22 protein-coding genes and 1 pseudogene are annotated in these 25,980 nt (G+C 41.5%); 5 read left to right on the forward strand and 18 right to left on the reverse strand.

Features of this window, described 5'->3' with window-relative positions; translation table 11 throughout:
* Positions 1 to 55: 55 nt before the first annotated feature.
* The 4 genes from topA to sigK all read right to left on the reverse strand — a co-directional run bounded on the left by topA (position 56) and on the right by sigK (position 5,705).
* A complete protein-coding gene (gene topA, locus RIL182_RS11235) occupies positions 56 to 2,143 on the reverse strand; it encodes a type I DNA topoisomerase (RefSeq protein ID WP_006857504.1) in 2,088 nt (695 codons plus the stop codon).
* A 115-nt stretch (positions 2,144 to 2,258) separates the two neighbouring features.
* Positions 2,259 to 3,344 (reverse strand): DNA-processing protein DprA, encoded by a 1,086-nt coding sequence (gene dprA / locus RIL182_RS11240; RefSeq protein ID WP_006857505.1) that lies wholly within the window; start codon positions 3,342 to 3,344, stop codon positions 2,259 to 2,261.
* Entirely contained in the window at positions 3,341 to 4,870 is a 1,530-nt protein-coding gene (locus RIL182_RS11245; protein WP_022112324.1) for a YifB family Mg chelatase-like AAA ATPase, read from the reverse strand. The genes dprA and RIL182_RS11245 overlap by 4 nt, the downstream gene beginning before the upstream one ends.
* Before the next feature lie 211 nt (positions 4,871 to 5,081).
* The gene (gene sigK / locus RIL182_RS11250) at positions 5,082 to 5,705 is read right to left on the reverse strand and encodes an RNA polymerase sporulation sigma factor SigK (RefSeq protein WP_006857506.1); all 624 of its coding nucleotides are present in this window, start codon (positions 5,703 to 5,705) and stop codon (positions 5,082 to 5,084) included.
* Between the two features lie 100 nt (positions 5,706 to 5,805).
* On the opposite strand from sigK, the gene RIL182_RS11255 reads away from it, so the two are divergent.
* Positions 5,806 to 6,699 (forward strand): RluA family pseudouridine synthase, encoded by an 894-nt coding sequence (locus tag RIL182_RS11255; protein ID WP_044999123.1) that lies wholly within the window; start codon positions 5,806 to 5,808, stop codon positions 6,697 to 6,699.
* Here RIL182_RS11255 and RIL182_RS11260 read toward each other — a convergent pair.
* Positions 6,647 to 7,285 (reverse strand): DUF5662 family protein, encoded by a 639-nt coding sequence (locus tag RIL182_RS11260; RefSeq protein WP_006857507.1) that lies wholly within the window; start codon positions 7,283 to 7,285, stop codon positions 6,647 to 6,649. The two genes, RIL182_RS11255 and RIL182_RS11260, sit on opposite strands and share 53 nt — an antisense overlap.
* Positions 7,286 to 7,309: 24 nt before the next feature.
* Positions 7,310 to 9,184 carry an alpha-amylase family glycosyl hydrolase gene (locus RIL182_RS11265; RefSeq protein ID WP_006857508.1) on the reverse strand — a complete coding sequence of 625 codons (1,875 nt, stop codon included), beginning with the start codon at positions 9,182 to 9,184 and terminating at the stop codon, positions 7,310 to 7,312.
* A 162-nt stretch (positions 9,185 to 9,346) separates the two neighbouring features.
* Between RIL182_RS11265 and RIL182_RS11270 the strand changes: the two genes are divergently transcribed.
* Entirely contained in the window at positions 9,347 to 9,658 is a 312-nt protein-coding gene (locus tag RIL182_RS11270) for a DUF1292 domain-containing protein (protein ID WP_044999111.1), read from the forward strand.
* Here RIL182_RS11270 and RIL182_RS11275 read toward each other — a convergent pair.
* The 4 genes from RIL182_RS11275 to RIL182_RS11290 form a co-directional block, all read right to left on the reverse strand.
* The gene (locus tag RIL182_RS11275) at positions 9,655 to 11,496 is read right to left on the reverse strand and encodes an ATP-dependent helicase (RefSeq protein WP_006857509.1); all 1,842 of its coding nucleotides are present in this window, start codon (positions 11,494 to 11,496) and stop codon (positions 9,655 to 9,657) included. The genes RIL182_RS11270 and RIL182_RS11275 overlap by 4 nt on opposite strands.
* Before the next feature lie 68 nt (positions 11,497 to 11,564).
* On the reverse strand, positions 11,565 to 13,016 hold the full coding sequence (gene gltX, locus RIL182_RS11280; RefSeq protein WP_015520425.1) for a glutamate--tRNA ligase: 1,452 nt from the start codon (positions 13,014 to 13,016) through the stop codon (positions 11,565 to 11,567).
* Positions 13,017 to 13,204: 188 nt separating this feature from the next.
* The gene (locus RIL182_RS11285; protein WP_006857511.1) at positions 13,205 to 14,938 is read right to left on the reverse strand and encodes a methyl-accepting chemotaxis protein; all 1,734 of its coding nucleotides are present in this window, start codon (positions 14,936 to 14,938) and stop codon (positions 13,205 to 13,207) included.
* A 22-nt stretch (positions 14,939 to 14,960) separates the two neighbouring features.
* Complete coding sequence (locus RIL182_RS11290) at positions 14,961 to 16,277, reverse strand: extracellular solute-binding protein (RefSeq protein ID WP_006857512.1); 1,317 nt, start codon at positions 16,275 to 16,277, stop codon at positions 14,961 to 14,963.
* A gap of 375 nt (positions 16,278 to 16,652) precedes the next feature.
* Here RIL182_RS11290 and RIL182_RS21680 point away from each other — a divergent pair, with 375 nt between their 5' ends.
* The 3 genes and pseudogenes from RIL182_RS21680 to RIL182_RS11305 all read left to right on the forward strand — a co-directional run.
* Complete coding sequence (locus RIL182_RS21680) at positions 16,653 to 16,778, forward strand: spore coat associated protein CotJA (RefSeq protein ID WP_242655576.1); 126 nt, start codon at positions 16,653 to 16,655, stop codon at positions 16,776 to 16,778.
* Positions 16,769 to 17,041, forward strand: a complete 273-nt coding sequence (locus RIL182_RS11300) for a spore coat protein CotJB (protein WP_006857595.1) — start codon at positions 16,769 to 16,771, stop codon at positions 17,039 to 17,041. The genes RIL182_RS21680 and RIL182_RS11300 overlap by 10 nt, the downstream gene beginning before the upstream one ends.
* A pseudogene (locus RIL182_RS11305) lies at positions 17,041 to 17,238 on the forward strand (manganese catalase family protein); the annotation flags it as partial. The gene RIL182_RS11300 and the pseudogene RIL182_RS11305, both read left to right, overlap by 1 nt.
* 66 nt (positions 17,239 to 17,304) lie before the next feature.
* On the opposite strand, the gene RIL182_RS11310 reads toward RIL182_RS11305, so the two are convergent.
* From RIL182_RS11310 to RIL182_RS11345, 8 genes are all read right to left on the reverse strand, one after another.
* Positions 17,305 to 17,871 (reverse strand): hypothetical protein, encoded by a 567-nt coding sequence (locus RIL182_RS11310; RefSeq protein ID WP_006857515.1) that lies wholly within the window; start codon positions 17,869 to 17,871, stop codon positions 17,305 to 17,307.
* Positions 17,872 to 17,879: 8 nt separating this feature from the next.
* Entirely contained in the window at positions 17,880 to 18,779 is a 900-nt protein-coding gene (locus RIL182_RS11315) for a hypothetical protein (RefSeq protein ID WP_006857516.1), read from the reverse strand.
* Between the two features lie 326 nt (positions 18,780 to 19,105).
* Complete coding sequence (locus tag RIL182_RS11320) at positions 19,106 to 19,786, reverse strand: glycoside hydrolase family protein (protein ID WP_006857517.1); 681 nt, start codon at positions 19,784 to 19,786, stop codon at positions 19,106 to 19,108.
* Positions 19,787 to 19,788: 2 nt separating this feature from the next.
* Positions 19,789 to 20,250, reverse strand: coding sequence for a phage holin family protein (locus tag RIL182_RS11325; RefSeq protein ID WP_006857518.1), 462 nt, complete (start codon positions 20,248 to 20,250; stop codon positions 19,789 to 19,791).
* An 80-nt stretch (positions 20,251 to 20,330) separates the two neighbouring features.
* Positions 20,331 to 22,862 carry a tail fiber domain-containing protein gene (locus tag RIL182_RS11330; RefSeq protein ID WP_134523311.1) on the reverse strand — a complete coding sequence of 844 codons (2,532 nt, stop codon included), beginning with the start codon at positions 22,860 to 22,862 and terminating at the stop codon, positions 20,331 to 20,333.
* Positions 22,855 to 23,055, reverse strand: a complete 201-nt coding sequence (locus RIL182_RS11335; RefSeq protein ID WP_006857521.1) for a hypothetical protein — start codon at positions 23,053 to 23,055, stop codon at positions 22,855 to 22,857. Before RIL182_RS11335 ends, RIL182_RS11330 begins: the two co-directional genes overlap by 8 nt.
* Entirely contained in the window at positions 23,052 to 25,559 is a 2,508-nt protein-coding gene (locus RIL182_RS11340; RefSeq protein WP_006857522.1) for a tail fiber domain-containing protein, read from the reverse strand. Before RIL182_RS11340 ends, RIL182_RS11335 begins: the two co-directional genes overlap by 4 nt.
* On the reverse strand, positions 25,556 to 25,975 hold the full coding sequence (locus tag RIL182_RS11345; RefSeq protein ID WP_006857523.1) for a DUF6711 family protein: 420 nt from the start codon (positions 25,973 to 25,975) through the stop codon (positions 25,556 to 25,558). The genes RIL182_RS11340 and RIL182_RS11345 overlap by 4 nt, the downstream gene beginning before the upstream one ends.
* Positions 25,976 to 25,980: the final 5 nt, after the last annotated feature.

Raw genomic sequence — 25,980 nt, forward strand, 5'->3', positions numbered from 1 at the left:
TCACGTTAATTCTGAAAATTCAATATTCTAATATATTTTCCATAAAATTATTTCATTATTCGGAATCTTTTTCAACTTTTTTACGATCTGTCACATAACCGCATTGTTCATCTGCACATACAATTTTGTTTCCTTTAATCACCATATAACCGCCACATTTTGGACATTTCTCCGCAACAGGCCTTGACCAGCTCATAAAATCGCATTCTGGATTATCCTCACACCCGAAATATTTTCTGCCTTTTTTCGTTTTGCGGAGTACAACCTCCTTGCCGCATTTCGGACATGTAACCCCGATTTTTTCAAGATAAGGTTTTGTATTCCGGCATTCCGGAAATCCCGGGCACGCAAGGAATTTACCATGCGGCCCATATTTTACTACCATGTTCCTGCCACAGACATCACAGATAACATCTGTCACTTCATCTTCTATTTTTACTTTTTCCAGATCTTTCTGTGCCGCTTTTACCGCCTCATCAAGATCCGGATAGAAATTACGCACCACTGTTTTCCAGTTTACATTGCCTTCCTCAACTCCATCCAGCAGCGATTCCATATTTGCAGTAAAATGTTCATCTACAATACTTGGAAATGATTCCTTCATAATCTGATTTACCACTTCTCCAAGTTCTGTCACATATAAATTTTTCGCTTCCTTGACAATATAACGTCTGCCGAGCAATGTTGTGATGGTAGGAGAATAGGTACTAGGACGTCCAATTCCCAGTTCCTCCAATGTTTTTACCAGAGATGCCTCTGTATAATGTGCCGGCGGCTGTGTAAAATGCTGTTTTTCATCAAACTCTTTTAAATTAAGCACTGTATTCTCATCAATAGAACCTACCAGAACATTATTCTCTGCTTTTTCGTCGTCATCACTTGTATACACCGACATAAATCCGTCAAATGCTATTTTCGATGCAGACACTGTAAACCGGTATTCTCCTGCTCCGATCTTTACGTTCGTTGTCTCGTAAACCGCCTGCGCCATTCTGCTTGCCGTAAAACGTTTCCAGATCAACTGGTAAAGGCGGAACTGATCACGCGACAATGACTCTTTTACCATGACCGGAGTACGGTTAATATCAGATGGGCGGATTGCCTCATGTGCATCCTGTATTTTGGCACCGTTCTTTTTCGTCGTTTTTTCGCCTGCGATATAGTTTTCACCATAATTTCCGGCAATATATTCCCGCGCCTGTGCATCTGCCTCTTCCGAAATACGAACAGAATCCGTCCTTAAGTAAGTGATAAGACCAACTGTTCCCTGTCCTTTGACATCAACACCTTCGTATAACTGCTGTGCAATCCGCATAGTCTTTGAAATCGGGAAATTAAGTGCCTTAGATGCTTCCTGCTGCAGCGTACTGGTTGTAAATGGCAATGGGGCCTTTTTCACACGTTCTCCTTTTTTTACTTCTAAAACATGAAACTCCTCTTTCTGCATCTCTGCCATGATGCGGTCTGCCTGCTCTTTACTGGAAATCGTAAGTTTTCCGTTCTCATCTCCATAAAATTTTGCGAGCAGTGTCTTTCTCTCTCCTTTTACAGATAATTCTGCATCCAGTGTCCAGTATTCTTCCGGGATAAATGCGTTAATTTCATCCTCACGGTCACAGATAATGCGAAGTGCAACAGACTGGACACGCCCGGCGCTAAGTCCTCTTTTTACTTTTGCCCACAATAACGGACTGATCTCATATCCTACCAGACGATCCAGGATTCTTCTGGTCTGCTGTGCATCCACAAGATTCATATCAATCTTACGGGGTTCTTTTAAGGATGCTTTCACTGCATTCTGTGTAATCTCATTAAAAGTGATTCTCTGTGCATTTTTATCGTCTAATTTCAGTGCCTGGCTCAGATGCCATGAAATCGCCTCTCCCTCGCGGTCGGGGTCAGTTGCGAGATAAACTTTATCTGCTTTTTTTGCTTCCTTGCGCAGCTTTGCTAAAATATCTCCCTTTCCGCGAATCGTAATATATTTTGGTTCAAAATCATTCTCTATATCAATTCCCATCTGGCTTTTCGGCAGATCTCTCACATGTCCGTTTGATGCTACTACCTCATAATTTTTTCCCAGAAATTTTTTTATTGTCTTTACCTTTGCGGGCGACTCCACAATAACAAGATACTTTGCCATGCATCCATCTCCTTTTATTTCTGACAATAGACCAGTCCGCCATGCGCACAATCCCTATTGCGTCTGACAACAATCCTGTTCTTCTTATACGGATTGCCATATCTAACAATTTCTTTTAGATTTTTCTGATATAATAATTTTTAACCGTCTCGGTAATAAAACCTTTTTGCAGAAGTCTGGCAAGAATGTCCATCATTTCCGGCACTGACATACCAGTCTTCTGTAAAAGCTCCCCGACGTTTTTCGGTCGTAAACTTAGACAACTATACACCAGTCGCTCATCTTTTTCAAGTAATAAATTTTTCAAATTATCTTCTCCGGTATTTATCTCCCCCTGTAATTCGAGTTCTTTTAAAAATTCATCTACGTCAGAAATGATCCCGGCACCCTGTCTTATCAGATTGTTACACCCCTCACTCAAAGCATCATACATACGCCCCGGCACCGCATAAATATCCTTTCCCTGTTCTAACGCATAATCCGCTGTAATAAGCGATCCGCTTTTTATTTTTGCCTCAACGATCACTACCACATCAGCAAGACCTGCAATGATCCTGTTTCTTGCCGGGAAAAGTGGCGCAGACGGATTTGTACCCGGTGGATATTCTGAAATGATCGCACCGTTTTTTTCAAGTATCTCCTGATATATTCTGCTGTTTGACTTCGGATAACAGATATCTACCCCGCAGCCTAACACTGCGCATGTATATCCGTTTTTACGCAGTGCACCTGTATGTCCACTGCCATCAACCCCTGATGCCATGCCGCTTACAACCCACGCGTCAGATGCAGCAAGCCTTCCTGCGATCTTCTCTGCCACTGATCTGCCATAAGCGGAACAGCGGCGTGCCCCCACGATCGCCACTGTCTTATTATTCCACTCCTGTGGAATAGTCCCTTTTACATACAGACTGTACGGTGCATCCGGAATCGCGGCGAGACGTTGCGGAAATAGCTGTTCTTCTCTGGACAAGAAGAAAATTTCTCTTTCCGCCATGCTTTCGTACTCTGTATCATAATCTCTTTTTTTACTCTCCATAATCCCTGCAGCATGCTTTTCTTCCACCCCTGGTATCAGAAGAAGCTGTTTTTCTGTCAGTCCATAAACTTCCCGCGCACTTCCCGCTGCACCGATCAGTCTGTTTCTGGTGCGTATTCCAATTCCCGGTATATTAGAAAGCCAGTATGCATAATTGATCAATCCATCCCCTCCCAGAATTTTTTATCAATATTTCTGTAGCAAAGCGCCTCGTTTAAATGGCTCATTTTTATCTGTTCGCTTTCATCCATATCCGCCAGTGTACGCGCCACACGCAGTATCTTATGGTACGTGCGGGCAGTCAGATTCAATTTGTCATACATTTGTTCCATGTAAATTTCCTGTTTTTTGTCAAGTTTACAATATTCAAAAATCCGCGAAGACGGGATATGACTGTTAAAGCAAAAATTTTCTCCCCGATACCGCATTTTTTGTATTTCCTGCGTGCGCACAACACGTGCTCGGATTTCTTCGGATTTTTCACTTTTTCCGGTATTGTAAAGATCCCGAAATCTGACCTGTGGAACTTCCACACAAATGTCGATCCGATCCAAAAGCGGTCTGCTGACCTTCCGCAGATACCGGTCAATCGCAGCCGATGTACAGGTACATCTTTGCATGTCCGGATAATACCCGCATTTGCAGGGATTCATTGCTGCCACAAGCATAAAATCAGCCGGATATTCATAACTTGCATTCAGCCTTGCTATACAGATTTTTTTCTCCTCCATCGGCTGTCTTAATATCTCTAAAGTTTCCCGCTGAAATTCTGTCAGTTCGTCTAAAAACAGGATTCCTTTATGCGCCAGTGAAATTTCTCCCGGTTTTGGCACCGCACCACCTCCTGCAAGCCCCTGCGGTGTGATCGTGTGATGCGGCGCGCGAAAAGGTCTTTCCTGCATCAGTCCCCTTTTGTGCTCTAAAAGTCCGCAAACACTGTATATCTTAGAAAGTTCCATGCGTTCTTTTGTATTTAACGAAGGTAAAATTCCAGGGATCCGCTCTGCGATCATTGTTTTTCCTGCTCCCGGAGGACCGACAAAAAGCAGGTTATGCATTCCCGAAACAGCCGTTTCGCAGGCACGTTTTACAAGCTCCTGACCGCTCACATCCGCAAAGTCCAATATCCTCCCTGTCTGCATTTCTTCTATATTATATGGAGTATCAAAATATTCTCCATTTCCGTTTAAGATATTCACAGCATCCGCAAGATTTTTTACGGCAAATACCTGCATGTCCGATACCAATGCCGCCTCTCCTGCATTTTTCCATGGAACCATACATTTTTTCATTCCTCTTTCTTTTGCCTCCGCCACCATTGGCAAAATTCCATTTACCGGTTGTACTTTTCCATTCAGTCCAACCTCTCCCGCTACAAAATATTCCCTGACCATTTCCTGTCTGATATACCCGAATGCGGTAAGGACTGCCACCGCAACCGGAAGGTCAAACCCGGAACCGGATTTTCTGATATTCGCAGGCGTAAAATTGATCGTAATATGCTTTGGAGGCAGGGCAAAGCCACAGTTTTTCAATGCTGTACGCACTCTCTCTTTGGCTTCCTGCACTTCCGAAGCAAGAAATCCTACCATTTCAAACACAGGCAGACCATCACTCACATCTGCTTCCACAGAAATCGGTACACTCTGGATCCCGTGTATGATTGCCGTTGATACAATACTATACAACGTACTCCTCCTTTTTATTCATTTTTCCTCTGATTTATCTGATGATCACAGCAGAAATGCTGCAACTGATCTGCACCAGCATATGCCAGCCGGTGCATCTGACAACTGAGCAGTCTGTGCTCAGTTTCCTAGACTTTATACAAATCCGAACATAAGGCGGCGACATCCGCCGTCGCCTAAGTATAACACATTCATAGTAGCAAGTACAACCTTATTCGCAAAAACTTTTTTTTAATTTATCCAGCGCCTTTTTTTCAATACGCGAAACGTAAGAACGCGAAATTCCAACCGCGGAAGCAATTTCCCTCTGCGTCATCGCCTTATTTCCAAATAATCCGTACCGGTGTACAACAATATACAGTTCCCGTTCCTGCAGCACTTTTGGAACCAGTCCAAGCAGCTTTTCAATCTGTCTTGTACGTTCCATCATCTCCACAACATCCGGCTCCTCACTCTCTACAATATCAAGCAGATGGATCTGGTTTCCCTCTTTATCCATACCGATCGGTTCATATAATGATACTTCACGCGACACTTTCTTTTTTGCGCGAAAATACATCAGAAGTTCATTGTCGATACACCTGGCTGCATAAGTTGCAAGCCTGCTCCCGTAATCTTCCTTGTAGGTTGCGATCGCCTTCATCAGTCCTATCGTTCCGATCGAGATCAGATCCTCCATATCTTCTTCTGAGTTCTGATATTTTTTCGCAACATGTGCAACCAGCCGCATATTGTGAAGTGTCAGTTCGTTTCTTGCTTCAAGGCTACCTTTTTTTAATTTTTTCAGGCATTCGTTTTCCTGCTCTGGCGTAAGTGGGGATAAGAATGTTTTCAAAACGCACCTTAAAAGCTTTATTAATACATTCTATGTTTTGACCAGGGTGTGCGTGCTTTTCCCCATTTATTTTTCCAAAGTTTTATTATATAATGTCCGTATGATTCGACAATTCACATACCGGATAGAACCGGAATACGACTCCTTAACCATTCGGGAATACCTTTCATTAAAAGGCTATCCCAATGCAGTATTTGTACAACTGAAAAAAACACCCGAAAGTGTTCTGCTTAATGGCGTATGGGCTTATATGCGCACAAAGTTATCCGCCGGAGATGAACTTTTTATCCGCTTGGAAGAAAGCACTTCCTCCGCGCACATTTTACCGGTCTCCATGCCGCTTTCGATCTGTTATGAGGACGAGGATATCCTCGCCGTAAACAAGCCGGCTCAAATGCCCGTTCACCCTTCTCTGAATCATTACGATCATACGCTTGCAAATGCCGTATGCGGCTATTACAATGACCAGGAGATTCCATATACTTTCCGCTGCGTCAACCGCCTTGACCGTGACACGACCGGACTCACTCTGATCGCAAAGCACATGTTAAGTTCCGCTATTTTAAGTACCGCGGCAGCCAGACGTGAAATATCGAGAGAATACATTGCCATTGCCTCCGGAAAAACACCCGAATCCGGAACGATTGATGCTCCGATCGGACGTGTTGCCGGATCGACAATCAAACGGCAGATTGACTTTGAAAACGGAGAACGCGCCATCACGCATTACAGACGTCTTGCTTATCATGACGGATTGTCCCTGTTATCGCTGCATTTAGAGACCGGACGTACCCATCAGATCCGTGTTCACTTAAAATCAATTGGGCATCCGCTGATCGGGGATTTTCTTTACAATCCGACGGACACAACAATAAAGCGGCAGGCACTTCACTCCTACCGCTTAACGTTTTCGCATCCCATCACAGGAGAATCTTTTGTTCTCACTGCTCCTCTTCCAGATGATATGCACTGCCTTTTTCCAGATTTTTCCTGAGATTTATGAGGTATTCTTTTTCATAGGGAACTTTTCCCTTTAATACCTCATATTTGAGGAAATGATTCACTTCATCTTCCCCTTTTACCGCCAGCATCACCAGTAATAATTCCAACATGGCTTTTGTGTCTTCATTTAAAATATAATATTTTCTGCCCTTCAGATAATACTGGAGCGGACTGTCCAGTTTAAATTTATCACGCTGATAATTCTTTGATGCAGAAACGCGGTCCACATACATCTCCGCTACATACTTAATCGGCATCTTCATGCCACAGATCCCGCGATGTGTTTTTTGTCCATCTCTTCCATCACCGACTCCATAATCAATCCAGTACTCCATATGATGTTTATTTCGTCCTTTATGGTGAAGCCATGCCGCAGAATACCCTTTATCTTCACGTTCTGCGTTATTCGGACTCATTGTCCCCTGATAATATTTGCATCCCACCAGAAATTCTGTCGGTGTATACTTCGACATGTCATGCAGCAGTCCCTGCTTATAAAGTCCGATCTTAAAACAGCCTGCCCGGACCAGATTTTTGTGATGCAGGATCGTGCATAAATGTTTCCATGCCTTTATCATGTTCTTTTACCCTCTTTACTACTTTTATATTCCAATTACAATATTGATCGACTGACCCTCGATTGCTAAAAGATGCTGATCCTCGAGGATTTCTTTTTCCGGCAGGAACGAATTTTCCGCTGCCGTAGTCATCAAAAGATACCATTTCTTGTTCTGCGGAAGTTTCGGCAGCGCAAGATGCGACAGACCGCTATGAAAATTATAGCCGATATAGATATAATCATCCGGTGTCTGATCTGTCTTCTTTTCATATTCGCCGCAATACAGAATCCCCGCCGCCTGTCTGTCAGCCGGTATCGAAGAGATCCATGCGCTCTCCCCATGATAGGAAAGATCCGGGAAACCTTTCCTGCCGTAATCATTTAATTCCATCGGATGTTCTGATGCGATGATCGGATGCTCCCTGCGGAAATCTGCCAGATTTTTTATAAATTCAGCCAGCCATGTTTCCTTCTTTTGTTTCTTCCAGTTCAGCCAGCCGGTCTTATTGTCCTGACAGTAGGCATTGTTATTACCCTGCTGTGAGTTTAAGAACTCATCGCCCCCTAAAACCAATGGAACACCCTGTGCCAGAAACTCCATTGCCAACGCATTTCTAACCTGTTTTTTCCGCAGATTATCAATGTATCTTTTTCTGGTATTTCCCTCCACGCCACAGTTACTGCTGTAATTGAAACTGTTTCCATCACAGTTATCTTCCCCGTTCTCCAGATTGTGTTTTTCACAGTAGGAAAACAGATCCCACAATGTAAATCCATTATTATTAGTAATGTAATTGACAAACCCTTCCACGCTGTTTTGCTTTCTCTGCTGGCAGAAAAACTCGTTAAGGTTTCCTTCCATATGGTTCAGCATTTTTCTCGCCGGGTACAGGTATTCATCACTGTATACATATAAATGATGATATTTTTTTGCATTTTCCAAAAGGATCGGATCAAAATGTGTATAAAACAGCTTTGTCCGGCTGAGCAGAAGGTCCTGTGCCGCCGCCGTAACAGGCAGTGAATCCCCCTGAAGATGAAATCCATCCACATGATACTCACGAACCCAGAACCGAAGTGCATCTAAAATCACATTCTGGTTCATCCCCGGCGCAAAATAAAATTCCATCACACATTCCATGCCGTTCTCATGCAGTGTATGTACCAGTTCCCGAAACTCAGACGCTGCATCTGCACTGCTGCTGTAGGATGCCTTCGGTGCAAAATAATTGCCGGAAACATACCCCCAGTAATTAATCTTTTCCACCGGCTGTACACTTTCCGGTTTGATCAGATCTTCTCCGTGACTTTCCCACTTAAGGTAATCCGGCAGTACCGTTTTCTTTGGGATCACCTGTTCCTCAAACTCGTAGGCAGGCATCAGCTCTATGGTCGTAATGCCAAGTTTTTTCAGATATGGGATTTTATCTGTAATCGCTCGGAATGTCCCCCGTTCTTTTCTCGGACAGGATGTATCCTCCATGGAAAATCCCCGCACATGCAGTTTATACATAACCATCTGCTGCCGTTTAATCTCCGGCTGTCTGTCGTTTTCCCAGTCAAATGCCTGCGGATATGCACCGCCACAGATAAAATAATCCTTCTCACTGCGGGTTTTGTCATTCCATTTTTCCCTGCCGATAATACGGGTTGCATAGGTATCCGTAATGATTTTTCCGTTTATCTCATAATTGTATCTTAAATTTTTCCATAACTTACCGGTTACGGCCACAGAACGCACGGATCCCCGGCAATATTCCTCCGGTACTAAAATTTTGCAGACAGGTTCTGCTTTTTTCCCATAAAAAAGAATGCTGCAGTTCTCTTCTTTTTCCCCTTCGAACGTAAAAATCACTGCATCATCCTTTTTCTGTACTCCTAACTTTTCGTAATTGCCTTCTCTGATCGTGTAATCCATGCTGTCTGCCACCTTTTCTATCGTACCCCAGTATCTTTTTCTAATAAAAATAGTATACCTTTTTTTTCACATTTTGTATAGAAAAATATGTTCAATCACATCCGATTATGTTATGATGTCATTGTCTTTATTAGGACCACTATAAAAAAGAGAGGTATCGGCATGAGCGATTTCAACCAGAACAATGACGATGAAGATATCGTTGTAACCCTTGATCTTGACGACGGAAGTCAGGTAGAATGTGAGATTCTTACCATTTTTACAATTGGCGAACGCGATTACATCGCACTTCTTCCATTGGATGAAAATGGCGAGGAAAACGAGGCAGGCGAAGTATTTATTTATCGTTATTCTGAAGACAGCGAAGGCAATCCTTCCCTTGATAACATTGAGGACGATGAAGAATACGAAGCTGTATCCGACCGTTTTGACGAACTTTTAGACGAGGCAGCCTTCGAGGAGATGGATGATTAATCCTTCTTCTTTTCCGGTGGCTGCGCTTCTTTGATAAAACGGGAAATTTCTGCATCTTTATGGTTCAGTTGTCTGACTGAAAAAAGATGCAGATTTTTTTTTGCTCTCGTCATTCCTACATAAAACATCCTTCGCTCTTCTTCCACTTCCGGTTCCAGCACTGCTTTTTTGTATGGCATGACGCCCTCATTGACGTCAATGATATAGACATTTTCATATTCCAGACCTTTTGCACTATGTAATGTTGCTAACGCAACACTGTTCGGGTTCTGATTCTGCACGCGGTAAAATTCCTGCAGCTCTTTTGTGTAATTTTCAATGTGGTCAAACCACGCATCATAAGTCTTATATTCCCTCGCTGCATCCAGGAGCTCATCCAAAACATCAAACAGATCATCCGCTTTAATACGTCTGTAATCCGCATATTCTGTACAAAACTCATCATATCCGATTGCCTTCCGGATGTAATTGATCGCCGCATACGGACTTAATCTCTCTAACATACGGATATCGCCCTCTAATTTTTCGATGCGCTTTGCCACCCACGGCTGTTCCTCATAGTACCACTCCCACACATCAAATGCCACGGTCTCCTCGTCTAGCGATTCCCGGCTGATATAGCGTTTCGGACGGTTCATGATCTGCAGGAAATCCCTGCGTTCCCTGCTTCCCAGCGCAATCCTTATGTATGCAAAAATATCTTTTGCGATCCAGTGCTCGTATAAGTTCGGCACGGTATCTCTCGTTCGGAATGGAATATTATACTCCATCAGCTGTTCCATCAGAAGTCGCGGCTGTGTATTGGTGCGGAAAAGCACTGCAAATTCTTCATATTTTGCGCCTTTCTCCACCGCCTCCTGAATATCCCAGATGATTCTTGCATTTTCTTTGCGCTGGCTTTCAAACAACTGCCATTCAACCGGGATATCCCCCTGATCCGCCGCCTCTATTTTTTTCTGAAAGCGTTCCTTATTGTGGCCGATGAGATATCCGGCACTTGTCACAATGTTTTTTACGGAACGGTAATTCACATCTAAAAGAACCTTCTCCGCCTCCGGATAATCATCTTTAAAATGTAACATGATCTCCGGCTTTGCGCCCCGGAAACGGTAGATCGACTGGTCATCATCCCCCACGATAAACAGATTTTTCCGCTCACCCGCTAACATTTTTATAATGTCATACTGGATCCGGTTGATGTCCTGAAACTCATCGATCAAAATATAGCGGTATTTATTCTGCCATGCGGCAAGAATATCGGCACGCTGTTCAAAAAGTTCCTTCGTGTATACTAACATGTCATCAAAATCAATCAGTCTGTTTTTGTACAAAAATTCATGATATTGGCGATAAACCTTTCGGAACACGGTCTCCGCACAGTTTTTCGAATAATAGTTGGCGATTTCTATCCCGGAATTTTTGACCAGACTGATCTCCCCTAACAGAGATGTGATAAACTCCGTCTCATCCTCATAGGTCAGATGTTCTTTCGCTATGATCTCACGCATACACTGGTAGCGCTGTTCCTCCCTGGCAATATTGTCTGCGCTGTAATTATATGCATGTTTTAAAATAGCAAAATATACTGCATGAAACGTGCCAAATGTCACTGGACATGACCGGTTCATTTTCCGCTGAAATCTTCGCTTCATCTCCGTTGCCGCAGCTTTTGTAAACGTAATGACAAGGATCTGTGCCGGATCTATCCCACACACTTCGATCAGATATTTTGTACGTTCTGTGATTACAAGGGTTTTTCCGGAACCCGGTCCGGCAAGAACGAGCATCGGTCCGTTTTTGTGATGGATTGCCCGTGTCTGTGATGCGTTAAAGCTCATAGATTACCTCAATTCATAGATTTGAAACGGCAGGGAAATTGAAAATCTCCCTGCCTGATAAAAAACTCTTACTGCTCTAATAATTCAATACCTTTTTTGATGCGGGCAATGGACTCCTCTTTTCCAAGTACCTCCATCAGCTCTGTCGCTCCGCCCGGTGTCATCTGTTTGCCGGAAACAGCCGTACGGATCGGCCACATAACATAACCGTTCTTCACGCCGGTCTCTTCCACATATTTTAACAATGTGGCATATAATGCATCATTGCTGTAATCTTCCTGTGCCTCTAACAGAGGAAGTACATCTTTTAATACTTTTAAGGAAGTTTCCGCATTTGTCTTCATCTTCTTGTGTGTGTACATTGCCACATCATATTCCGGAAGTGCCTCAAAGAAATCAATATGCTCTTTGATATCCGGGAATACTTCGATTCTGGTTTTTACCATTGCTGCAATCTTCTTTAAATCAAGATCCTTTGTGATCACCTCGCGGATATATGGCTCTGCTTTTTCATAGAAACTGTCAAAATCCATAGCTTTGATGTATTCGCCATTCATCCATTTTAACTTTGTGTAATCAAAAACTGCCGGTGATTTGCTGATTCTGTGGTAATCAAATTCTTTGATCAGCTCATCTAAGGTAAAAATTTCTCTGTTATCTTCCGGACTCCAGCCAAGCAGTGAGATATAGTTTACAACTGCTTCACTTAAAAATCCCTGCTCTAATAGATCTTCAAAAGAAGAATGTCCGCTTCTCTTAGAAAGTTTCTTGTGGTTTTCATCCGTGATCAGCGGCAGATGGATGTAAACCGGTGATTCCCAGCCAAATGCATCATACAGACGCTGGTATTTCGGCGAAGAGGAAAGATACTCATTTCCACGTACCACATGTGTGATGTTCATGGTATGATCGTCAACCACGTTTGCAAAATTATAGGTCGGATATCCATCGGATTTGATCAGGATCATATCATCAAGTTCCGCATTATCTACCGTGATATCACCGTATAACTCATCATGGAAGGTCGTTGTTCCCTCGTTCGGGATGTTCTGACGGATGACAAACGGTTTGCCAGCAGCAAGATTTGCCTCCACTTCTTCTTTACTTAAATGCAGACAGTGTTTGTCATACATCATGATCTCTTTACCGTCCACTTCTGTTTTTAAGGACTCTAAACGCTCCTTGTCGCAGAAGCAGTAGTATGCTTCGCCTTTTTCTACTAATTCTTTGGCATATTTCATGTAGATGCCGGTCTTCATACGTTCACTCTGCACATAAGGACCATAACCGCCATCCTTATCCGGTCCCTCATCATGAACCAGACCTGTCTCCTCTAATGTGTGATATATGATATCAACTGCACCTTCCACAAAGCGCTCCTGATCCGTATCTTCGATACGAAGCATAAAATCTCCGCCCGCATGTTTGGCAATTAAAAACTCATATAATGCAGAACGCAGATTTCCCACATGCATTCTTCCTGTAGGACTTGGTGCAAATCTTGTTCTTACTTTGCTCATTGTTTGTTTTCCTCCTGTATTCTCATTTTCCGTTTTATAAATCCGGAAAAGATTTTCAAACGCCGTACACGTCATTATATAACAATTTTTTCTGCCTGACAAGCTTACAAATTGAAAACAGAGACAGGATTTTTCTCCTGTCCCTGCGCTGCCTAGCTATTATTTTATTATTAGATACCTTGCCGACATTATATTTTGGTAAATATTGCAGTTTCTTTCTTCAAATCGGTTGCAATCTCAAAGTTCTCATCCATACGGTTCGAGATATTTTCCATATCCGTAACCAGCACCTGCGTGCTGTCTGCTGCATTGCTGACTCCCTTTGCGCCCTCCTCGATGGCATGTGCGATCGTATTGATGGACTTTTGTATTTCAACCATTGTATTCTTCAACGAATCTGTCTTTGATTCAAACTCGTTCATGACATTCTCTATGTAGGTCGCCTTATTTTTATATTCACTTCCGGCCGTTACGAATTCTTCAAACTCTGGAAGAATCGACTCGTTCATATATTGTACCAGTCCATTTGCATTGTCTGCTAAATTATGCACTGCCTGAGTCACAACACTGTTGATCTGCTGGATACGGTTTGCAGCTTCCTGACTGGCAGCTGCAAGCTGACTGATCTCTGTTGCAACAACAGCAAAACCGCGTCCTGCATCCCCTGCTCTGGCTGCTTCAATAGATGCATTTAATGCTAGCAGGTTTGTCTGGCTTGCAATATTCAAAATATCATCCGTCAGGCTATTTACCTGATTTACACTGTTACTGTCCTCAATCGCCCTGTTTAATACCTCAAGAATCTCATTGACTTTCGTGCCGGTAGATTCCATATTAGAACGCGCAGCAGATTCCATGGAATCCGCATGACCTTTCATTTCTTTCGTATAATTATTAATCTCAGTTGTACGCTCCGCAATCTGATTTACCTCTCCCGCAACAGATTCCGTATTGGAATTGATCAAAGCAGCATTATCTGACATCTCCTGCATGGTAGCTGAAAGTTCCTCCGTTAATGCAGACAGATCAGACACACTGCTGTTTGATGTCATAACACTTTCACGGACTTCATTGACTACCGTTTCCATACGTTTTGAATTATGAATGATCGTTTTAAAAATATCCTGTAATTTTCCCATGAAAAGGTTGATGCCACTGCCGACTGCTGCCACTTCCTGATTCTCCATAATGGTTACTCGTCTGGTCAGGTCTCCTTCTCTTCTGTCTATATCATCAATAATCTCATTGATCTCATTCTTCGTTTTAGAAAGTGGTACGATTACCATCTTCAGTACAGAAAATACCGCAAACAGCAAAGATGCCATGCTGACAGCAATCGTAACGAAGCTGACCGTCAAAGAATACTTATATACCTTGGTCAATTGCTGCTTTGCCGTATCTGCATTATTATTTACCACTTCCTGGATTGCTGTAATATTCTGATCTATCTTGTCTGCATACTCTGAAATTGCACCGTTTGCCAAAGCATACGCAGCCTCTTTGTTTCCATTGGCGCTGTATGCCATAAGATTTGCATTTTCATATTTCAAACCTTCATAATTTGACAATATCGCCTCGTAATTTTCGCGGTCTGAATCATCTATAAACTGTTCAAAATCTGACAGATACTCATCAAGCACCGTCTGTTCTGAACGTATGACATCTACAAGAGAGATCATTGAGTCAAGATCTGTTGCTACAATATGTGACAATCCAAGCCGATGAATCTTTTCTGTTTCTATCTGAATTGATCCCAAATCTGCGATACAGACCATATAACCATTCGCAATCTGTGTTGCATTCTCATTAACCTTACGAATATTTTTTACTGCCAGAACACTCGAAATAATAGATATAATTCCAATAACAAACACCGGAATCAATATGATCATTTTCGTGCTGAAACGTCCCTGTTTTTTCATAATGTGATCTGTCTCCTATCCTTTATTTTGCTGCGGATGCTGTTATTCCTTCAACAAGTGTATCCATAATTTCCTGCAGATCCTGACCGGATGGGTTACCAGCTGCCATCGTATCACTAAATGCAGAACATGCATCCCAGTAACTGTTTCCAACCCGCTGCAGTTTACCAAATTCTGATTGTGCAATAACTGCCTGGATTGCCGGCACCTGTTTTACTGCATCCGAAGCTGCTGCATTCGTATTCGAAGGTCCCTGATTCCTCTCTTCAAAACGGATTGTCTGGTTTTCCTCATTTGTAAGCCAGTCTGCAAGTTTTGCTGCCCATTCCGGATATTTGGAATATGCATTCACGCCCATCATTTTATAGCCGGTAAAAGAAGACATCTGTACCTGCTGTCCTGCCACCGTGTAAGTTGGAAGTTTTACGGCTCCGTAATTATCGCCCCATGCTTCCCTGACCGAAACTGCATTCCATACGCCACTGATTCCCGCACTAACCGTACCATTCTGTACTCCTGTAATGAAATCTCCATCCGGCTGGCTGATAAATGCCGGATTGGTTGTGATATTTAAAATGGCCTGTGCCACATCAACGCCTTTAATTGCTCCATCTGTGGCGTTCCAGTTACAGTAATTTGTCACGCCATCATCATTAATACCAAACTCCAGACCCGTATTACCAAAAAATGTATACAGATACCAGCCCGAATTAAGCTCCATGGAAAATGATCTGCCTGCAGCATTCAGTGCCTCTAACATGCCATCCATCGTCTGGACATCTTCATCGGAAAGAACATTTTTATCATAATAGAGGAAGTATCCGTTATCTGCCGTCATTGGATAAGCATATAAGATATCATTAATAGATGCAGCAGAAACCGACTCTTCTAAATTCGCACTCTTTACTTCTTCTGCATTTGGCACCGGATATAATGCACCAGCGGCAACCATTGCAGAAAGCTGATCATCCGCAAACGGGAAAACATCCGCCCCGTTATGAATATCTCCCAAAAGAATATCCTTTGTATCAGAATCAGCATTTTGTTCCAATGTAATCTCAAACTTTGCCTGTCCTGCATATTTCTGTTCAAAACTGTCTATCATCTGGTTTAACATGTCGAAGTTGTCTTCTTCCGACCATACTTTAAGCTGTACCACACCATTATCCGCCTCAGCATCTCTTTCTGTCATCTCCGTAGATACTTCTGCTCCCGGCATTACCGATTCCACAGCACCACTATTCTTTACATTTTCTTTATCAGCTGTGAAGCCGCAGCCTCCTAACGTCATACACACAACCGTCGTAAACAGCATACCTGCAACAATTCTTTTATTCATTCTTATTCCCCTTCTCTGTCTTCTGCTGTTTTAATACCAATATCTTTTATTTTATACTCATTTTGATATTTTTCAACATTTTTTGCGCTCTTTTTCGATTTGATAATACGCATTTTTTACCTTTTTATATGATGTCTGCTAAATGAACCAAAATCATCATTTTTACATATCTTATTGTAAACCTGATATTGAAAGGAATAACTTATTATGAGACCTTATCCTATGTCCGGGAACAGCAATCGTTCCTGCGACCGTTTATCTGTTTCACATCCTGCACACCGTGCAGGTCTGGACTTTTGCACAGAATCTGCATCCTGTGCAGATTCTGTTTCCTGTTCAGAAAATATAAGAACCATTCCTGATTATGTACTCGCCATGGCATACGTCCCCTGGCAGCATTTTTCTACTGTTTATGAACCGGATCGTTCACTCAGTGCCGGGACTATTTTTCCAGAACTGGATAAACCATTTTTAGCCGCAAACGGAGGTAGATGCCGATGATGATCAGTCAGATGAATCAGTCCCAACTCCTCCACTGGATCGATATGGTCAGCTTTGCTGTCGTAGAAATCACAGAATATCTCGACACGCATCCTGACGATGAAGAAGCTTTAAAATATTTCAATCACTATGCTGACTTAAGACGCACTGCACTGCGTGCATATGCGCAAAATTATACTCCGCTTACCATCGACACCGCAAATCCTGATAATTACTGGCGTTGGGCATCGGATCCATGGCCATGGGAAGGAGGTGACTGTTAATGTGGAATTATGAAAAACGTTTACAATTCCCAGTCAACATTACAAGACCCAATGCCAAAATCGCACAGATCATCATCAGTCAGTATGGAGGACCAGATGGAGAGGCGGCCGCATCGTTCCGTTATCTGTCACAGAGGTATAGTATGCCATATAATAAAGTAGCGGGACTGTTGACAGATATTGGGACGGAGGAATTGGGATGGAGATGTTGGATATGAAAAGGCCCAGCCCGGAGAGGCTGGGTTTAAAATAATTGTTTTTCATTATTCTGGTTTCCAAAAACTATAATATATATTTTTTATTATAGTCAAAAGTACGATAACAATATGTGTGAAAATCCCTGCATCTAAAGCACATATCCATTTTATAATCAGGCTATTTATACAGGTCAAAAGATATTTTTCCATTACAGACGATATTAAAAATAAAATTTCAACGATAACAGCATACGTAATATTGGACATTAAAATTTGGAATAGTTTATATGGATCTCCATTTTTATCAACAAAATATTTTGATTCTTTTGTTTTTAATTCGTTAATATTTTCACTATTACTTGTTATCAAAATAGATAAATAACCCATTGTAAAACTTACAAATAATGTCATAATTGTTATATAACTGCCAAGTATATCATTTGCGAAAGCGTCCGTACTCGTATTAAACTTTAAATTTGGTAATACACTAACCAAAAGAGAAATAATCATTACAATAACCGGTATACCCCACATAAACCCAATTTCTTTTGAACTATTCATTTTGTAAAATTTTTTAATTGGATCTAATAATTCTAATAGTTCAAATCTCTTTCGATTTCTATTCGCTTTCATATATCCTCCTAATAACTTTTGATTTTTTCTATCATTTGTACCCTTAATTCATCCACATTCGGTTCTTGCGATAATGTATCGGTAACTGTAACATATTCCTTCTCTTTCATTTTTTCTGTATCAAATGATAATGGATTTCCATCAGCAACATTCATATCTACTCGTATTTTTTTGATATCTGCTCCTTCTCTACCGTATAGTTCAAAAAACTTTTTTACTGTATTTTTCCCAATTCCGATTTTGTTCGAGGGCTTATAAATAATTTCAAATTCATTTGATATATCCTCATTATCATTTGCATAATCTTTAAATTCAGAATTACCTGTCAGTTCAGAATCAATAACTAATTTAACGGTTTTTATTTTATTTGCCTTCTCTAAAGCTTTTAAGAAGTCTTTCGATATAATATTAAAGTGATTAATTCTATATTTAATATTATCATTATCCGCATTATGGATAGCTATTATTTTCATATTCAAATATTCAAATATTTTACTCATTGTAACTCCATGTGCATTAACCTGTAAGAGACATACTGCTTCTTTTGAGTTTTCTTTTCCATCGAATTTAATTACGACACATGTTGTTTCTTCATCACCATCCTTCTTTCCTTTTTTCTTATTTTTCTGTTCCTCCATTGTTTCTGTATTTACTACTTTCCTTATCAAACCGTATTCTGCAGATTTGAACACCATAAACAAAATATGAGAATCCTTGAGATATTCATACCGATCTATATAAATAATTTTATTTTTGTTAAGCAACTTATAGCTCTTGCTTTTTAGATTTTGTTTGTTCAAGATTTCAATACATTTTATAAAATCTTTCTCAAAACAATTGACATCCAATATGTCTTTTCCTCTAACACGTTTTTCAACCAAATTATAAGCATATAATGTTACATTCATAAAATTCACGCTCCCAACGTTTTTCTTTCATTATACTACACCAGTATAAATTCACAAGAAAAACTTGAGAAATTTGTCGTAATATGTTATATTATATACAACTTAATTAAGTCAGATAGCTCGGTTTCGTCCCAACGTTCCGGGCTATTTTTTATGCTGTTATAATATCATATTTAGAACATTTGTTCTATATGCAATATAAACAAATATTTTTCATACTACGTGTTGCAAAATCAATGCAGCCCTTATATATTGCACACTTTGCATGTCAAAAGCCGGTACAGATTTCTCCGCACCGGCTCTCTCATTCAAATAAACTGCAATTTTTATAACGACTCTAACCCCGTTTTCCAAGAGTTCTTTCCAACAATTCCATCAGCCATCAGTCCATGGTTCTTCTGCCAAGTCTTTGTCATGTTCTCCGTGCCGCTACCGAAAATGCCATCCGCCGTCGTACCGATGATGATCTGCCATACCTTAACTGCATTGCCCTTGCTGCCTTTTTTAATTGTATTCATACTGTAATCCTCACTTTCTTTCACTGTGGTAGTGGTTGCACCGGTGCAACTCTCTACTTTCTTATTATAAAGAGCTGCCTCGGCTTTTCTTCTCCGCTGTAATCCTGGTAATGTTTTACCGGCAGCCTTACAGTACCGCTGCATTGCAGACGGTATCTGATTCATTACTCTGCCTGTACACAGTTTTTTCACATTGCCCTGTCCCAAGTTGAAAGCAAAGCTGACCAGTGCATCAAACTGATTCTGATTAAGCTGAGCCGTAAACGGGACATAGGACGGATTATTAATATACTTTTCAAACTTCGCCACGTCCTGCAACAGATAGGCTTCCGCCTTTTTCTGTGTGATCTTCATCCCTTTGTATACGCCCACTGTATGACCGTATCCAATGGTCCACACACCTGCAGAACACTGATAGGCTATCAGCCGGCAACTCTCAAACTGTTTAATAAGTGCAAGACCGGCCTGTCCGATTCTTCTATTTGCCATAATTATTCCTCGCTTTCCTTAATCTCTGTTTTGGTGTCAAGTAATTTCTGTGTCACATCGAGTCCGGCAATCAAAAACGCCGGTACCCTTACATTCATTTCAACCAGATTTTCCAAAATGCTGCGAACCTCATTAATCAAATATGTTGCCAGCGTGAACCATCCGAAGAGCTGCACAAACGAAAGATTAATGCCGATGATCTCCCCCATATGTACAAAACTCATCGAAACAAAAAATGCCATACCAATTACAATCCAGTACCACACTTTTTTTAAGATTCCTTTTGCACCGATCGCACTGGACTCGTTCTTTTTGTAGAACTTCGCCTTGCAGTATCCGGTAATGTAATCAACCGCATTTAATACCAGAAATCCAAAAAACAGGAACCAGTACTTCCCGAACAGTGCCACCCCTATTGTGGCAATTACTCCATAAATCATGTTTACTTTGTCAAATTCTTTCATTTTCTTTTTCCTCTCTTTCTGCCCGTAGGCTTGTTATTTAAAAGAGCCGGCTACACAACACATGGTCATGTAATCGGCTCTTAGGCTCTTATTTTTTTCAATTCTGCAATATCCTGCTGCATTGATTTGATCTGATTTTTCGTCTCTATGTTTTCTTTTTCTACTGCATCAACACGTTTCCACAACTCCTGAATCACATATGTGTTCAATGCGATAAATTCTTCATACCTTAATGAATAAATATACTCTGGATTGCCATTTTCATCTAAGATAGGTTCGTTGACTTCTTCGCCATCAACCAATTTACTGTCAATTTTTTGATCTTTGCAGAATCCAGCAAAATCGAGATCTGTTAAGCCACATTCTGACATTGCCTGCTCTACATCCTGTGCTATAAAACCGATATGTGTTCTGCCAGATGTACCATCTTTAAATAAAAATGATACTGGCTGTAATTTCATAAAAAACTGTAAATGCTTATCTGTAAGTGATTTAATATCATCTTTATAATTTTTATCAGAAGTTGATATCGAACTTGATGTAACGTATAATTGTGAAAATCTATAATTTGCAGAACCAAGGCTAATAGCTCCGTTCATTCCAACACCATTAGATTCATATGTTCTAACATGGTTATCATTTGTTATAGTCATTGCTCTATTTGTTACTCTATTTCTTATTCCCTGAACCAGGATATATGTCGGATTATAGACATACATATTAGTTCCATCGCTACCACCCCATATCCAGGCTGGGGTTTCATTTTTACCACTCCAATTCCAGTTTTTATTACAGGATGCAGACGTTGATAACTTGGAATTTAATAAATCTGTCACACTTCCGACATTTCTTATTGTTATAGAATTGCATGTAATGTTTCCACTCCTGCAATCTATTCCGACAGTCATTCCTTGACCAGAACAACCGTCTACAAATCCAACTCCGTACCATGATTTGATGATTAGATTTGCAACGCCAGCCCCATTTCCATCTCCGTTACCATTAAAAATTCCTGTATTGCCTGTTGTCTGAACACCGAGAACCATTCCATTGGAATCTGAAGCCGTACTACCTGGTAACTTATGTTGTCCAATAATAGTGCCAGTCATTGTTCCGCCGGATAATGGTAAGTGGTTTGCTAAACTGCTGTTTAACGATGATATCGCCCCTGTACAAGTACCATTCCCAATCTTAGAAATGTCTGTCGTTCCAAGCATTTTATAGAGATACCGCACATTCTTGAACATCTGTGACACCTTTGCAAAAATTGAAGAGTGTTTTTCGCCGCTTGATAATTTTGATACAGTCGTCCACGCTGACGCTGATCCGTCTGCCACATCACTACTCGTAAAAGTTGCTGTATTCTCTGCTGTATCTCCACCGGTTGCCACTGCACCGACGTTTTCTGCTGTGAGTTCTACATTGCCCCTACGGAAAGAATCTTCATTTACACCTTTGATTCCGGTAACTGGAGTTCCGGCCAGCACGTCCCACTTTTCATCTGATGTTTTATAAATATTGGCACCTGCCGGAATTACATTCCCGGCTCCCTCTTTAAAATCATCCGTGGTTGTAAATTCGTCTGAAATATTGAACATCCACCCTGTGCTAACATCCGCAAGTGCCGGAAGATCTGCAAATGCAACTGTTCCGTGTGGCTGCAATCCACCTTTAAGTCCTTCTGATACATCTTTTGCCTGCTGATAGTAATACTTCGCATTGTCAGAATCCTCGCCCTCTCTGCTCCCGGTGCCACCCACGGCATAACTCTGCGCCTTGGCTGCACTTTCTGCAGCAGATTCAGCTTTACCGATGATCTCTGTTGCTTTCTGCGTTGCGATTGTGGCTTTATCTATGGCGGTACTGGCGGACTGGCTGGCAGATGCCGCTTCACTTGTGGCTGTGGCTGCAGACTGACTGGCGGATGTCTCACTGGCTTTTGCGTTAGTCTCGGATATTGCTGCCGCCGTGGCTGACTTCGCCGCTGCTGTCTCTGACGCTTTGGCATTGGTTTCGGATGTTTTTGCCGCTGTTTCACTGGCTTTTGCGGCATTCTCACTTGCTTTGGCGTTTATTTCAGACTTTGCCGCTGCCTGCTGGCTTGACTCTGCCTTTGCCACTTCCACCTTAATTTTTGCAAGATAGTTTGGCTCCAAGTGTTTTTCCTCGATGCTACCCTCTTTGACGATGGCAGACACTTTTCCATCCTTATCAATATAAAAAGCTACCGTATCAGAATCATGGAACTCATACTGTGTAATCAGTGCCGACAGGTCTATGTACTGCTTCGTACCATCGATCAGAGTCAAAATAATCTGCTGTGTAATCGGGTTATAATCGAAGTTGATCGCGATCTTCTCCATCTGCGTGTCGATTGTAATCTTGGATCCGTTCTTTTTCGTGATTGTGATAATTCCCGTCGATTCCTCGAATGTCACATCCGCAACAAGGGTTGCCACTTCCGCCTTGGTTGCTTTTGTGGTATCGAGAGTGATTACACGATCATCAATGATATCAATCGAGCCATCCATTTTATTGAGGTTTCTTTCATTAAGCGGTGTTTCATCACTCGGGTAATTCTCCCAATTAATATCAATATGCGCTTTATTCATGATCCTCACTCTCCCTTTCCTTTGCAAGCTTCATCTGCTCCCGTTCGGCTATAACATGTCTGTTTGCTTCTTCCTTAATCTGCTGCAGAATATCCTTAAACACTAGGTACTTAGCTTCGATTGGGACATCCTCACACAAATTTGCATAATTTATAATGTCGTTTTCAAATTCACGAATTTTTGCATTTATCATAGAATACCTACCGTTTCCTTCAATTCTTTTATTTCTTCATGCTGTAATTGCACTGTTGCAACCAGATCAGCGATCAGCTCTGTATAATTCAGTCCGTAATACTTTTCTCCGTTACCGTTTGAGAAAATTTGAGGGCAAATATTCCATCCTTCTTCCACACTTTCCAAAACATCCTGTGCAATAAATCCATGATGGAACCCATCTTTTTCGAAATTATAACGATACGATTTTGCACTTAAAGAATAAATAAACTCCGATGATCGTTTTTTGTCCAAGTCTGAAATTGTATTTTTCATTCTTTTATCTGAGCCGTCAATCACACCCCCTCTAAATCCAGCAACACCGGTATCCCCATCCAGATTAATCATGCAGTGGTCCGTGTCTGTTCCGCCCTTATTTAGTGAGATATGATTATATTGAACGACACATTGATGGTTTGGACTTTCAAGTGTTCCTTCTGCTGTTTTAAAGCCATCTGTTCCCATCTGCACACATGTACCGCTTCTTTTAAATTCAATCAAATTGGCTGTGCTTTCTTCTGTCTGAATATGCACATACCCGCCAGTTATCTCCATAGAGCCTTTTAATTCCAAAAGTTTTGCTTTGATTTTTATGCCCTCGGCTGACTGGTTGATTTCTGAAATGACGCTGTCTCTTGTAACTTTGCTTTCGATCCCCTTTGATGTCTGCGTAATCGCACTGGACATATTGGATGAAAGCTGCTTAAGCGTGGTTATCAATGTCCATTTATATTTACCGCTGTTAATTCCGCCATCCGGATCGCAGCCATACAATTTTCCACTATCCTGATCTAAAAAACTGTGTCCATTATATTTGGATGATGCAGGGTAAGTATCTTGGGGTTTTCCAAAACCATAATAATTAATATCATAGCCATCAATATTCCATGCCTTCAACGAAGCACTGACTTCTGACCGTATCTTAGTTGCAGTTACCTCTATCTTTCCGGACAAATCGCCCTCTGCTTTGCTTGCTCTCGTAACTTCCGCTGTAATCTTGTCCTCATTAATTTTAATAGCTGCTGCAAGTTCAACTTCCTGTCCCTGTGCCCTTTTAACTTCTGCTGTAATACTGCTCGCATTTTGCGTGATTCTCGATGATAAACCATCCGTTGTATTTTTAACTTCTGTGCGAATTTCGGTTGCAGTTTGCGTGATCTGTGACTGCAATCCCTTCTCAACATCAGTTATCGTGCTCTGTGTCTTTTCAATGGTTCGCTCCAACACATTGCTCTTGCCTTTGAGCTTTAAAATACTTTTCTGTATTCCGTTCGCCCCGTTTGTCCGGTACTCTTCCCCATCCGCTTCCAAATCATCACGCAAAGCCTGTATACCTTTCAGGGTTCTTTTCAGAATATAGGACTCAATCAGTTCATATCTGGTCGGCAGCCGCACTGCATCCCCGACCTCAAGACACGGATTTCCTTTGCAGTCCGCTGTAAACGGGCGGTAAACAATCCCTCTGATCTTGGAAAGGATATTTTTTGCAATGCCTTTCAGTTCTTTTGTGCCTTTGCCATATACAAGAAAATTATCCTCGATCACATAAGCATTGTCTCCAGTACCTACGATCACGCCGATATCATTCTTCTGCTCCCGGATCTGTAACTTATTGATTGTTTTAACAAGAAAATCTTCATACTCAGCCGTTATATATAAATCCTTCCCGATACGGTTGCTTTTCGGATCTCTTGGGAACAAATCATCTGCCGGATAAAGATCGTTTCTCGGATAAAGTCCCTGTATATTCTGCTCCAGATATATATAATGAAACTTCCCGTCGCGCCCCATGTGCCCCATGCAGCCATTGATCTCACAAATGCAGGACAACACTTCTTTGCCGCTCATAGATTCGCCTATGGTGCTCGATTCCTCTGTATCAGAACTTGTCTCACTGGATGGCGTGACCGCAACTGTTTTTTCAATAGACATGTTGTCATTGATAAGATCAATGTCAGCCTGCTCGATCCCGAAGTGCTTAAAAAAGCTGTTCCGGAACTGTTTCATTGTGACCGGATCATAAACTGTAACAGTCGTTTTATTCCCGTCTTTGTCTGTCTGCTGCTCTTCGTGGGATGGAAAAACAGTGTTGTACCATGCTGCCACATCCGCATTTAAAATGTCATAAAGAGCATCGTATGCGACCACTTCCCTGTATTTTCTGTCAGCAGTCGGCGTATCGGAATAACCTTTGAATCTTCCTATCAAAAAGGGTTGATCTGTGTGCCCGCCAATTATCATCTTGACGGTCATCCATCTCCCTTTCATTGGAAGAAAAATATTTGATACCTTAAATTTTACAGATCCGGCTTCGACAGCACCAAAAGTCAATTCAGACTGTGAACACAGGCTTTCTGTTAATTCAAACTCTTCCTCATGAAATTCTGTATTTGTGATATGGATTTTCCCATCATCGGAAATAATTTCAAGCTGGACATCAACGCTATTCTGTTTAAATAAATCAGCATATTTAAAATCAATCATCCAATTACACCTCCATATCCGATAAATGCCAGCCGGAATGATCCATACTGGACCGTCCATTCATCTGCATAATCTATCTGATACTCCACGTCGGGCATATAGCAGTCCATCGTTACATAATTGCCGATTTCCGGCATCCATGCGGTAACAAGCGATTTCTTTTCGATTGCATGGGAATATTGGGATCTGATGTTATCCATCAGTGCACGCAACGCTTTCTCATCTATATCTCCCGGCGTTTCCCATTCTGTTTTAATTGAGACATTGCTCAATGCCTCCCGGTGCAATACTCCGTTCGCATCCCGGTAAGAATCAAGATCCTGCCCCTTGATCCCACATTTATACTTCTTTGCCTCTATGTACCGGAAAGGAACTGTGTAATTGCCTACTTTTATTAAAAATCCGCTGTATGCCATTTATA

It is taken from the genome of Roseburia intestinalis L1-82 (genome assembly GCF_900537995.1).
Classification (GTDB): Bacteria; Bacillota; Clostridia; order Lachnospirales; family Lachnospiraceae; genus Roseburia; species Roseburia intestinalis.